The organism is Nocardia sp. CC201C (assembly GCF_030010695.1).
In the GTDB taxonomy this organism is placed as follows: Bacteria; Actinomycetota; Actinomycetes; order Mycobacteriales; family Mycobacteriaceae; genus Nocardia; species Nocardia otitidiscaviarum.
In genome coordinates this window covers 1-11,836 of sequence record NZ_JASCXP010000233.1, presented here as the reverse complement: position 1 = coordinate 11,836, position 11,836 = coordinate 1, and the positions used below count along the sequence as shown (strand labels likewise).

The 11,836-nt window shown below is 69.3% G+C and carries 12 protein-coding genes; 6 read left to right on the top strand and 6 right to left on the bottom strand.

The genetic code is table 11. The annotated features are described in order from the left end of the window. The first annotated feature begins 330 nt into the window (after positions 1-330). The 3 genes from QK444_RS22510 (at position 331) to QK444_RS22500 (ending at position 2,587) form a co-directional block, all read left to right on the top strand. Positions 331-1,083, top strand: coding sequence for a glucose 1-dehydrogenase (locus tag QK444_RS22510; RefSeq protein WP_282783394.1), 753 nt, complete (start codon positions 331-333; stop codon positions 1,081-1,083). A 22-nt stretch (positions 1,084-1,105) separates the two neighbouring features. Beyond that, on the top strand, positions 1,106-2,056 hold the full coding sequence (locus QK444_RS22505) for an alpha/beta hydrolase (RefSeq protein WP_282783392.1): 951 nt from the start codon (positions 1,106-1,108) through the stop codon (positions 2,054-2,056). Positions 2,057-2,137: 81 nt separating this feature from the next. Then, on the top strand, positions 2,138-2,587 hold the full coding sequence (locus QK444_RS22500; RefSeq protein WP_282783390.1) for a pyridoxamine 5'-phosphate oxidase family protein: 450 nt from the start codon (positions 2,138-2,140) through the stop codon (positions 2,585-2,587). Positions 2,588-2,591: 4 nt separating this feature from the next. On the opposite strand, the gene QK444_RS22495 is transcribed toward QK444_RS22500, so the two are convergent. Together QK444_RS22495 and QK444_RS22490 are read right to left on the bottom strand one after the other, a co-directional pair. After that, a complete protein-coding gene (locus QK444_RS22495) occupies positions 2,592-3,809 on the bottom strand; it encodes a glutamate ABC transporter substrate-binding protein (protein ID WP_282783388.1) in 1,218 nt (405 codons plus the stop codon). A gap of 153 nt (positions 3,810-3,962) precedes the next feature. Then, the gene (locus QK444_RS22490) at positions 3,963-4,379 is read right to left on the bottom strand and encodes a DUF4189 domain-containing protein (protein ID WP_282783386.1); all 417 of its coding nucleotides are present in this window, start codon (positions 4,377-4,379) and stop codon (positions 3,963-3,965) included. A gap of 206 nt (positions 4,380-4,585) precedes the next feature. Between QK444_RS22490 and QK444_RS22485 the strand changes: the two genes are divergently transcribed. Beyond that, a complete protein-coding gene (locus QK444_RS22485) occupies positions 4,586-5,809 on the top strand; it encodes an RtcB family protein (RefSeq protein WP_282783384.1) in 1,224 nt (407 codons plus the stop codon). Between the two features lie 22 nt (positions 5,810-5,831). Here QK444_RS22485 and QK444_RS22480 read toward each other — a convergent pair whose 3' ends face one another. Next, on the bottom strand, positions 5,832-6,314 hold the full coding sequence (locus QK444_RS22480; RefSeq protein ID WP_282783382.1) for a hypothetical protein: 483 nt from the start codon (positions 6,312-6,314) through the stop codon (positions 5,832-5,834). A 437-nt stretch (positions 6,315-6,751) separates the two neighbouring features. Between QK444_RS22480 and QK444_RS22475 the strand changes: the two genes are divergently transcribed. Then, on the top strand, positions 6,752-8,872 hold the full coding sequence (locus QK444_RS22475) for an ATP-dependent DNA helicase RecQ (protein WP_282783381.1): 2,121 nt from the start codon (positions 6,752-6,754) through the stop codon (positions 8,870-8,872). A gap of 84 nt (positions 8,873-8,956) precedes the next feature. Here the strand turns inward: QK444_RS22475 and QK444_RS22470 are convergent, their stop codons facing one another. Next, positions 8,957-9,397 carry a hypothetical protein gene (locus tag QK444_RS22470; protein WP_282783379.1) on the bottom strand — a complete coding sequence of 147 codons (441 nt, stop codon included), beginning with the start codon at positions 9,395-9,397 and terminating at the stop codon, positions 8,957-8,959. Between the two features lie 170 nt (positions 9,398-9,567). Here QK444_RS22470 and QK444_RS22465 point away from each other — a divergent pair, with 170 nt between their 5' ends. Continuing rightward, the gene (locus tag QK444_RS22465; protein WP_282783378.1) at positions 9,568-10,665 is read left to right on the top strand and encodes a methyltransferase; all 1,098 of its coding nucleotides are present in this window, start codon (positions 9,568-9,570) and stop codon (positions 10,663-10,665) included. Between the two features lie 99 nt (positions 10,666-10,764). Here the strand turns inward: QK444_RS22465 and QK444_RS22460 are convergent, their stop codons facing one another. Together QK444_RS22460 and QK444_RS22455 are read right to left on the bottom strand one after the other, a co-directional pair. Next, entirely contained in the window at positions 10,765-11,202 is a 438-nt protein-coding gene (locus QK444_RS22460; protein ID WP_063821450.1) for a DUF4254 domain-containing protein, read from the bottom strand. 329 nt (positions 11,203-11,531) lie between these two features. Further along, positions 11,532-11,836 (bottom strand): PUA domain-containing protein (locus QK444_RS22455; RefSeq protein WP_349239537.1); only part of this gene is annotated, 305 nt, incomplete at its 5' end.

The window sequence follows — 11,836 nt, the reverse complement described above, 5'->3', positions numbered from 1 at the left end:
CGGTAGGCGGCGGTGAGCGCGGCGGTCATCCCGGCCGCGCCGGAGCCGACCACGACCACATCGAATTCGAATTCCACAGTTCTCGAGTCCTTTTCAGTTACCGCAGCCGGTGCGCGGGCCGCCGTGACACGGCGGGACGACGGCAGGCGGGGACGCGGGTTGTGCGATCGACGCTAAGGCGGCCCCCGGTGCCCGGCACGATGTGGTCCCGACCACTGGGACACCCCCGTGACCACGGGGTATGCGTGCAGAACTATTTCGGACAGGCATAACCCCGGCCCGACCGCGGTGGCGGCGCGAGGACACAAGGACATGGAGCAGGGAAACGACATGGTTGATCTGAACGGCAAAGTCGCGCTCATCACGGGCGCGGCTCGCGGCCAGGGCGCGGCGGAGGCACGACTGTTCGCGTCACGCGGGGCACGGGTGGTGATCACCGACGTATTGGCCGCGGAGGGTAAGGAGCTAGCCGAATCACTCGGGGCGGCAGCGCATTTCGTGCATCACGACGTCACCGACAACGACAGCTGGAACACCGCCGTCGGCGAAGCCGTCTCGACCTTCGGCAAACTCGACGTACTGGTGAACAATGCCGCGATCTACACCATGAAACCGCTCGTGGAGACCTCCACCGAGGAGCTGGAGCGGATTCTGCGGGTGAACCTGGTCGGTGCGTTCAACGGCATCAAGGCGGCGGTCGGGCCGATGACCGAGGCGGGCGGCGGCTCCATCGTCAACATCTCCTCCCAGGCCGGGATCGAAGGCCTGATGAACCACTCCGCCTACGGCTCCTCGAAGTGGGGGCTGCGCGGACTCAGCAAGATCGCGGCGCTGGAGCTGGGACCCGTCGGCATCCGCGTGAATTCGGTGCATCCGGGCCCCATCGCCACTCCGATGGTGCCGTATCTGACCACCGGCCCGGGCAGCTTCCCGACACTGCCGCTGGAACGCACCGGACTGCCGGAGGAGGTCGCCGAGCTGGTCGCCTTCCTCGCCTCCGACGCGGCGGCCTACATCACCGGTGCGGAGGTGACCGTGGACGGCGGTCTGGCGGCGGGCAAGTTCATCCCGCGGAATCCGTAGCGACCCCGGCAAGGAATACCCGATGCCCCTCTCCCCCGAATGGCGATCCTTCGTCGACGCCGCCGCGGCGGCCTTCCCCGCACTCGGCACCGAGGTCTGCGACGCCGCCGCGGCGCGGGCCTTCCTGGCCGCCCGGCCCGTGCCGGTGGTGGAGCCGATACCCGTTGCCGGGGTGGAGGATTGGCTGATACCGGGACCACCGGACGCGCCCGAGGTGCCGGTCCGGCTGTACCGGCCGCTACACGCCGAGCGGGTGCCCGCCGTCGTGGTCTTCTACCACGGCGGGGGGTTCGTCCTGTGCGGCCTCGACAGCCACGACCGGTTCTGCCGGACCATGGCCGACGCGGCGGGCGTGATCGTGGTGTCGGTCGACTACCGGCGTGCCCCGGAGGCCCGCTTCCCGGCCGCCGCCGACGACGCCTACGCGGTCCTGCGCTGGGTGGCCGACCATGCCGAAGCCCTCGGCGGCGATCCGGCCCGCATCGCCGTCGCCGGTGACAGCGCCGGCGGCAATCTCGCCACCGTCGCCGCCCTCCGAGCCCGCGACACCGGCGGCCCCGACATCGCCTTCCAACTGCTGCTCTACCCCATGCTCGACCCGGCCTGCGACAGCCCCTCCTACACCGACAACGCCGAGGGCTACTTCACCACCGCCGCCCACCTGCACTGGTACTGGCGGCAGTATCTGCGCACCCCCGCCGACGCGAACCACCCCTACGCCAATCCGACCCGCGCCGACCTGTCCGGCCTGCCGCCCGCCCATATCGTCACCGCCGAATTCGACCCGCTGCGCGACGAGGGTGAGGCGTACGGCCGCCGCCTGCGCGCGGCCGGGGTCAACGCGGAGGTCCAGCACTGGGACGGCACCGTCCACGGCTTCATGTCCATGGCCTGGCACCTCCCGGAGACCGAACGCGCCAATGCGGCGGCCTTCGCCGCCCTGCGCACCGCCCTCACCCGCGCCACCGTGTGACCCGATCGACCTTGCCCCATGTAGGTTGTTCGTTCTATATCTATATGAAACGAACCCTCTATATTGTTTGGGAGCTTGGTCATGTCGAACCAACTGTTCGCCACCACCCGGGAGATGCTGCGGACGACCCCGTACGGATTCCTCAGCACGAGCGCCGCCGGGCGCGTCCACACCCGCCTCGTCCAGCACGCGGGCGTGGACGCCGACGGCACCATCTGGATCGGCACCAGCCCGGCCTCACGCAAGGCGGCCGATATCGCCCGCTCCCCCGAGGTCACCTACGCCGTAGAAGATCGCGCGGCCTACGCCTACGCGTGCGTGTACGCCACCGCCACCGTTGTCGACGACCTCGAGGAACGCAAAGCCCGATGGGTGAACGGATTCGACATGTTCTTCCCCGACGGTCCGGAGGGCGACGACTTCGTACTGCTGCGACTGCGGCCGACCGCCGTGGAGGTCATGGACTTCACCCGCGAGATCCACCCGGACCCCTACGGCCTGGTGCCGGCCCGCGCCGAGCGGTCTCACTGACCGCTCAGGGTTCGACGAAATCGGCGGCGATGGAACACAGTCGCCACTCGCCGTCGCGGCGGACCATGGTGCCGGTGTAGTCGATGTCCTTGAAGTACCGGCGGTACTTCTCCGGGATATTGGTGAAGGATTCGTGCGCCAGGTAGGTGGCCGAGTTCGGGCTGGTCTGGGTGATGCCGGTGATCGTCTTGGTGAATCCCGCCGATCGCACCTCCGGGCCCAGGGTGCGGTCGTACTGCGGGGTGTACTGGATGACGAGATCGTCGATGTCCTGGGCGGTTTCGGGGCAGACCAGCTGTTGGAAGCCCTCCCAGTCCTGGGCGTTGAAGGTCGCGGCGATGGCCTCGGTGATGCGGACCAGCTCCGGATCGAGCTGAGTGCGGTCGCCGGGGGCGATCTCCTTGTCCGGTGCGTTGAAAACCGGTGGGGGCGGCAGGGTTCGGTGTCCGGACGGGCTGATATTGGCTTCGATGGCGCGCCGCCAGGTGCCGTCGTCGATCATCATGCGGATGGCCCGGGTGATGCGAGCCTGCATGTCGATATCACCCTTGCGGACGCCGACGCCGTAGTGCTCCCGGGTGAAGCGATGGCCCACCACGCGCAGGGTGCCGGGATGCTGCGCGGCGTATCCGGCGAGGATCACGTCATCGGTGGAGACCGCGTCCACCGTGCCGGTGAGCAGGTCGGCGACGCACTGCACATAGGTGTCGCGGGTGACCAGATCGGCGCGGGCGGCGAAGTCCTTGCGGATCTTGTCCGCGGAGCTGGAGCCCTCCGCGGTGCAGACCGTGCGGCCGTTGAGGTCCTCGGGACGTTCGATCTTCCGCTCGCTCTGCCGGACCAGCAGATCCTGCCCCGCGACCAGGTACGGCCCGGCGAAGGACACCTGCTGCTGGCGACCCGCGGTAATGGAGTAGGAGGCGACCACGAAATCCACCGCCCCCGAATTCAACAGGCGCTCACGATCTTCCGAGCGCGCTTCCTTCCAGACGATGTGCTCGGGCGTGACACCGAGCTTGCCCGCGATGTAGGTGGCGGCGTCGGCGTCGAAACCGCGCGGCACGCCGTCCGGCCCCATGACCGACATCCCGGGCTGATCGAACTTGATCCCGACGGTCAGCGACGGGGGCTGTTGCGGCGGCACCGCGGGTTCACTCTCCTCACCGCAGGCCGCGACCGTCAGGCCCACGGCGATCACACCGGCGAGGCTCACACCTTTCATCGACAACGCTCTCCTGTCTGCGGTGGTTCGGAATGCGTAATCTTCTGGCGCAATGGGCAACCATCGTGCATCCAACCATTCGACAGCGGAAAACTCGGCGAACTCGAATACTTCCGACGTGAATTCCTCCGAATATCTACGCCGATTCGCCCGCTAGGACGCGTTTGCCGTACAGGCGGAAAGCACGATCTGGGCGGGTCGCGGGGAGGCGCTGCCGAGATCGGGGAATGGCGGATGCGATTCTCCCAATCCGCCCACGGCGGCCGCCTCCGCCTCGGCGCGCGACGGCGCGGCCGCCCACCCGTACCCACCGTCCGCGCCCCGGGCTACCGCACCGCATCCGTCACTGAAGCGCAGCACGATTTCGCAGTCGTACACATTGCAATCCCTGATGGCGGCGGCGTCGGCGACGACTCGGCTGGAGGTGTCTGTGGCGGCGACCACCACATTGTTCAGCCGGGAAATCGCGATGGTGCCGTGCTGTCCCGCGGCCTGCGCGGGCGCGGCGAAACCCAGCGCGCAGACGGCGACGGAGGCGGCGGTGACTGCGGCACTACGAGCGAGCGACAAGAGAATCTCCACTATTTCAGAAGCGATCGAACGAGGCGATGCTAGACGAGTCCGGCGACACCCGGAAAGCATTCGGCCGCCGAAAAGCGCCGTCGCGACGGCAGACCGGCACGACGCGACGCCGTCACCCGGCCCGATATTCGGATGCGCGCACGTCCACTCGGTCCTTACGGTGGACCTGTTCGAAAAAGAGGAAGGACCGAACGATGTTTCCCGTCGAGCTGCGCGGAACGCGCGCGCAGACGCTCATGTGGGCGCACGAGCACGAAGTCGACCCCGCCGCCTTGCGGCAGCTGCGCACCATCGCGCAACTGGAATGGGTGCACGGCGTGCGCGTCATGCCCGATGTGCACCTCGGCAAGGGGGCCACGGTCGGATCCGTCATCGCCATGCGGGACGCGGTCGCGCCCGCCGCGGTCGGCGTCGATATCGGCTGTGGCATGGAGGCCGTGCGCACCTCGCTGACGGCCGCGCGGCTGCCCGATGATCTGCTGTCGCTGCGGTCCCGCATCGAGGCGGCGGTACCGGTCGGATTCACCGCGCATCGGGAGCCGGTGAATGTGCGGCGACTCGAGGCGGAGATCCACGGCCAGCGTGCGGCGGGCACCACGTTGCGTTCCGGCTGGGAGCGCTTCTGGAAGTCCTTCGGTGCGCTGCATTCCGGAGTCCATTCCCTGGAATCCAAGGCACACAAGCAGATGGGTTCGCTGGGATCGGGCAATCACTTCGTCGAAGTCTGCCTGGATACCGAGCAGAATGTGTGGATTCTGCTGCATTCCGGGAGCCGGAATATCGGCAAGGAACTCGCCGAGCGGCATATGGCCATCGCGCGGGCACTTCCGCACAATCAGGATCTGCCGGATCGGGATCTGGCGGTATTCCTCTCCGGGACACCGGAAATGGCGGCGTACCGGCGGGATCTGACCTGGGCGCAGGAATACGCGGCGCGCAATCGGGCCGTGATGCTGGCGCTGGTGTGCAAGGCCGTGCGGGATGAATTCACCGGGGTCGACGTGCGTTTCGACGAGCCGATCTCCTGCCATCACAATTATGTGGCGGAGGAGATCGTCGACGGGGTGCCCATGCTGGTGACGCGGAAGGGCGCCGTGCGGGCGGGCGCGGGCGATCTGGCGCTGATTCCCGGATCCATGGGTACGCGGTCGTATGTGGTGCGGGGCAAGGGAAATCCGGCCTCGTTCCAGTCCGCGTCGCACGGTGCGGGCCGCCGGATGAGCCGCAATGCCGCCAAGAAGCAGTTCACGGTGGCCGATCTGATCGCGCAGACCGAGGGCGTGGAGTCGCGCAAGGACGCCGGGGTGATCGATGAGATCCCCGCGGCGTACAAGGACATCGACCAGGTCATCGACGCCCAGCGCGAACTGGTCGACGTCGTGGCGACGCTGCGCCAGGTGCTGTGTGTGAAGGGCTGAGCTGTGCAGTGCGGGCGCGGGCTCAGCGGCGCAGCAGTGCGCCCACGATGCCCGCGCCCAGCAGCATGAACCCCGAGATGAGCGCGAAACCGTAGGTGACCCAGGCGTGCAGCGCCACCGTCATCTCACTGGAGATGAGCGGCAGTTCCCCGATCAGCCGGAAGGTGTCGTCGGGGAACAGCAGGTGCAGCACGCCCGGGAACACGCCCCACACCAGGCTCGCCACCATGGTGCCCAGCGGTGAGTAGGCGGCCAGCACCGCCACCAGCATGAGCAGCAACGAGCCCACGATGATCTGCACCGACGCGGTGAACCGGTCGGTCACCGCGCCGACGATCACCCAGTAGCGGATATCCAGCCCGCCATTGGCCGCCAAGGCGATTCCGATCGGCGTCATCACCAGTCCCGCCACCACCCCGGTGATCGAGCGCGACGTCGCGGAACCACTGGTGAACTGTGTGCCCGGCGGGCTCCAACCCGCAGGCGACGGAAATTGCTGACCCATGACGCCTCCCATCCGCCCCCGGGACGCGCCCGCCGGTCCCCGGTCCCCCCATTGTCCGGCACCGAGCCCCGCCCCGCCCGATCTTGACCGCACCGCAATCAAGTTCGCCTGTCATTCGGTACACCGGATCGCACGTTCGAGACATCCGAGATATCGCTGTGCCCACACCGGACCACCGCGTGCGGTGACTCCCGCCCTCGCGGCGACATGGGGGGTCGGACCCGCATGCCGCACCGCCGACCCGGTGGGAATCGGCGGGGCCCGGGCTGGCGCCGTGCGATCCAGCGGCAGCGGGCGCGGTACCCGGCGAAGTTACTACGGCGATCGGATAGGGGCTCGCCGCACTATCGGCCGAAACGCCTGGAAGCGGTGCGTGAGCGGGGGAAGGGGTGCGGGAAGCCCCCGCTCGCGGTCGGTTGTCGGCGGCGTGAGGCACCATGGAGCGCGTGACCCCGACCAACGCGACCTCTCCGACCGAGACCAGTGCGGCGCTGCGGGACGACGCCGAACGGCTGCTGCGCGAACTCGCCGGGCCGTCGGCGCGGCTGCGGGAGGATCAGTGGACCGCCATCGAGGCGCTGGTGGTGCGACGGCAGCGGGCGCTGGTGGTGCAGCGCACCGGCTGGGGCAAGTCGGCGGTGTACTTCATCGCGGCCAAGCTGCTGCGGGCGGCGGGACGCGGCCCGACGGTGATCGTGTCGCCGCTACTGGCGCTCATGCGCAACCAGGTCGCGGCCGCCGAGCGCGCGGGCGTGGTGGCGGCCACCATCAATTCCGGCAATGTCACCGAATGGGACGAGATCCACGCCCGAGTGGCCGCGGGCGACGTGGACGTGCTGCTGGTGAGCCCGGAACGGCTGAACAATCCCGACTTCCGCGACGCGGTACTGCCGAAACTGGCCGCCGACGCCGGACTGGTGGTCGTCGACGAGGCGCACTGCGTCTCCGATTGGGGCCACGACTTCCGGCCGGACTACCGGCGTATCCGCACCCTCATCGCCGACCTCGGCTCCGATGTGCCGGTGCTGGCCACCACCGCGACCGCCAACGATCGCGTGGTCACCGACGTGGCCACCCAGATCGGCACCGATACGCTGGTGCTGCGCGGCAGCCTCGATCGCGAATCGCTGCGGCTGTCGGTGGTGGGCATCGCCGACGCGGTCGAGCGCACCGCCTGGCTCAGCCAGCACCTGCGCGCACTGCCCGGCTCCGGGATCGTCTACACGCTGACCGTGGCCGCCGCGCACGACCTCGCCGATGTGCTGAACTCGCACGGCCACCAGGTCGCCGCCTACACCGGCCAGACCGAACCCACCGAGCGCGAAGCCCTCGAGATCGCGCTGTTGAACAACGAGGTCAAGGCGCTCATCGCCACCTCGGCGCTGGGGATGGGCTTCGACAAACCCGATCTCGGATTCGTGGTGCACGTCGGCGCGCCCTCCTCCCCCATCTCCTACTACCAGCAGGTGGGCCGTGCGGGGCGCGGTACCGAGCGCGCCGAGGTGGTGCTGCTGCCCGGACCCGAGGACCGGCGCATCTGGAGCTACTTCGCCTCGGTCGCCTTCCCTCGGGAACATATCGTGCACTCGGTGCTGGACAGTCTGGACCGGGATCGGCCGCTGTCCACCGCCGCGCTGGAACCGCTGGTCGAACTCAATCGCTCCCGCCTGGAGATGGTGCTCAAGGTCCTGGACGTGGACGGCGCGGTCAAGCGGGTGCGCGGCGGGTGGATCGCCACCGGCGAGCCCTGGGCCTACGACACCGAGCGCTATGAACGGCTCGCCGCCGCCCGCGACGCCGAACAGCAGGCCATGATCGACTACCAGGCCACCGCCGAATGCCGGATGAATTTCCTGCGGCGGCAACTGGACGACCCGGGCCTCACCCCCGAGTCCCCCGGCTGCGGCCGCTGCGACAACTGCACGGGCACCCGCCCGGATACCGGCGTGGATACCGCCCAGGTCGCCGAGATCCGAGCCCGTCTGGACCGGCCGGGTATCGATCTGGCCCCGCGCAAGCAGTGGCCGACGGGTATGGCCAAGCTCGGAATCTCCCTGTCCGGCAAGATCTCCGACGGCGCCGAGACCGGCCGCGTGCTGGGCCGCCTGAGCGATCTCGGCTGGGGCCAGCGGCTGCGCGCCCTGCTCGACGCACCGGACGGCCCGGTGCCGGACGAGGTCTTCCGCGCCTGCACGGTGGTACTGCGCGAATGGGATTGGGCGCGGCGCCCCACCGCCGTCATGGCCCTGGAATCACCCACCCACCCGATTCTCGCCGCCTCCCTGGCCGCCCGGCTCGCCGAGATCGGCCGCCTGCGCGACCTCGGCGTCCTGCACCTGCGCCCGGACCTGCCCCCGGTCTCGGCCGTCAACTCCGCCCACCGCGTGGCCGCCCTCCACAATGCCTGGGAGACACCGGATCTCACCTCGGTGGACGGCCCGATCCTGCTGGTCGACACCCTCACCGACACCGGCTGGACGTTCACCATGGCCGCACGCGCGCTGCGCGCCGCCGGAGCCGACGCGGTGCTGCCGTTCGCCCTGGCCACCCCCTCCTGAACCCGTCGGAGGCCGATGCGCACACCGGCCCCGCTACGTGTGCGTGGGCGCCTGGGGGCGGACACCCCACGCCACCGGGCCGGGCTACTTGCAGGTTCGTGTGATGTGCTTGCCGATATTGGTGGAAGCATTGGTCAGCTTCGTGGCGTTCTGCTGAGCCTCCACCGTTTTGCCCTGCAATTCCTCGATGGCGGTGTCGGGGTTCGAGAAATCGATTTCCGACAGATCGAGCCCAGCTGCACTGGCGTCGGCGAACGCGACCCAATCGGCGCGGATATCGGCCGGGGCGACTTCGGCGATTCGACGCGCCTTGGCGATGAGGTCCGCCGACGTCGAGGCTGCCGCCAAATCACCCAGTTCCTCCACCGCCTCACAGTATTCGGCTGTGCTCGCACCGGAGGCCACGGCTGTCGTCGAGGTCCCGGCGCCGCTGGGAGCACTCGTCTCCGAGGAAGTGCGGCTGCAGCCGCTCAGCGCGCCGACGCTGATCGTGACTGCGAGAATTATCACGGTGGTTCGGCGCATGGCGACGGTTGTTCCTTCCGGTCGGTGATTCGACCCGATCGAAGCAGCCGGTAACCCCGACCGTGCGACTGCCGTCCCGCCACGCCCGGATCGAAAGTGACCGCGCCCCAGTGGTCGAGGCGGCGTAGGCTCGACGAGTCCGAGCAGCGCCGATCAGTGATGGAGCCGCCGTGGCATTCGGATCGATGAAACTGCCTCCGCCACCGCTGGTGCGCGCGGTGGGGCGGGTGCGCGATGGGCTCGCGGCGCTGCATCGGCATCTGGTGCCGGGGCATATCGCACTGCTCGAATTGCAGATGACCGGGTTTCTGGCGCCGGCGATTCAGGCCGCGGCACAGCTCGGGATCGCGGACGCGTTGGCGGACGGGCCGAAACGGGTGGAGGAGCTGGCGCGCACGGTGGGGGCCGACGCGGATGCCTTGGAGCGGCTGCTGCGGCTGCTCGTCAGCTTCGATGTGTTCACGCGGCGGCGCGACGGGGCGTACGCGCTGAACGGGATGTCGCGGGCGCTGCGGTCGGACGGTGCGGTCACGCTGCGGGATCTGTCGCTGTTCTTCGGGTCCGAGTATCACCGCCGCCACTGGACGCATCTGGCCGATGCGGTGCGGACCGGAAAACCGGTCGGGCCCGCGCTGGACGGGGCGGGATTCTTCGAATACGCCGCCGAACACCGGGAACTCGGTGAGCTGTTCGACCGTGCCATGGCCAGCGTGAACACCCTCGCCATCGAACCGCTGCTCGCCGCATACGATTTCGGCCGGTTCGGGACGGTGGTCGATATCGGTGGCGGACGCGGAGCCCTGCTCGCCGCGATCCTGCGCCGCCACCGGGACGCGCGCGGCATACTCTTCGATCTGCCTCGGGTGCTGGCGGAGCCGCCCGACGAGATCACGGAACTTTCACTGACCCAACGGCTTACGCTGCGCTCCGGATCCTTCTTCGAATCGGTGCCCGAGGGCGGCGACGCCTACCTGCTCGAACACATCCTGCACGACTGGCCCGACGCCGACGCCGAGCGGCTGCTGCGCACCGTGCGCGCGGCGATGGCGCCCGACGCCACCCTCCTCGTCATCGAGATCCTGCTGCCCGAACACCACCGCCCGCACGCGGGCAAGTTCATCGACCTGGAGATGCTGGTCAACTCCGGCGGCCGGGAACGCACCGCCGAGCAGTTCCGAGACCTTTTGTCCCGCAGCGGTTTCACCCTCGTCCGCACCGTCGACACCGCCGCTCCCGACAGTGTTCTCGAAGCCCGCCCGACCGGATAGCCACGGCGTGGACGGCGGCCGAGGTGGTCGCGGCCGCGCCCCCTGCGCGCGACCACGACCACCGCACCCCGGGCGTCTGGCTCCCGGGGCCGGCACATCTCAGGCCGACCGGCGCACCGGTTCGCCGACCATTCCGGTCACCAGCGCCACCCGGTCGGTCCACCCGTCCGCCATGGAGGCCAACAGGAACCACGCCGCGTGCACCCGCTCATCGGAGACCGCGTCGACGGTGCGCAGCAGATGCACCGCGCGCACATGGGCGGCGGCCATGGCATCCACCACGCTGCCGAGCGATTCGCCGTGCGCCGCGGCCGAATCGGCGCGGCGCGCCCGGCGCAGCACGTAATCGTCGATGCACTCGACCATGTGGGCCCGCCGACGGTCGATCTCGATGGCGCACTCCGGCCGATCCCGCCGCGCCAGATGCGATTCGGCCAGCAACCGAGCCCAGCGGGTCACGGGATGATCCTCCGGCTGATCGCCGATATGGCCGCAGAACGCGGCCAGCAGTTCATGCCAGTCGGGCAGTACGTACATACCTACCTCCACGGCGGTGCGGGCGCACCCGGCGCCGCGGGCGGTCACCGAACCGCGAGCCCGGCGCGGCAAGGGCGGACCGCGCCGGATCCGGGACCGCTATCGGCGAAGGGCACATGCGATACGGCGCCGGGTGCCTCTCCAGCATGCGCCGTACCGCCCGTCCGCCCACTGCCCTTCCGGTGGCCTTCCGTCGCCCCTCAACTCGGGACACGCCAGCCATACCGGGAACTCGCGGCGTGCCGCCGGGCCGACGGTGCTGCCGGCCGGTTCCGGCCTCTCCGCCGAATCCCCTTACGCCGGTGGCGGCTTGGGCACGATGGCCGCGCTCACACCTTGACGAGGTCGTCGGCGTGCACGACGGGGCGTTGCATACCTTCCGGTAGGTCTGTGGTGGAGCGGCCCTTCATGGTCTCCAGTTCGTCACTGTCGTAGGAGACGATGCCGCGGGCGACCACCTGGCCGTCGGGTGCTACCAGGCTGATCACGTCGCCGCCGTAGAAGCGGCCGCGCACCTCGGTGATACCCGCGGCGAGCAGGGAGCTGCGGCGCTCGGCCACGGCCCGCACCGCGCCCGCGTCGAGGTGCACCGCACCCCGGCTGTCGGCGGCGTGGCGGACCCAGAACTTGCGTG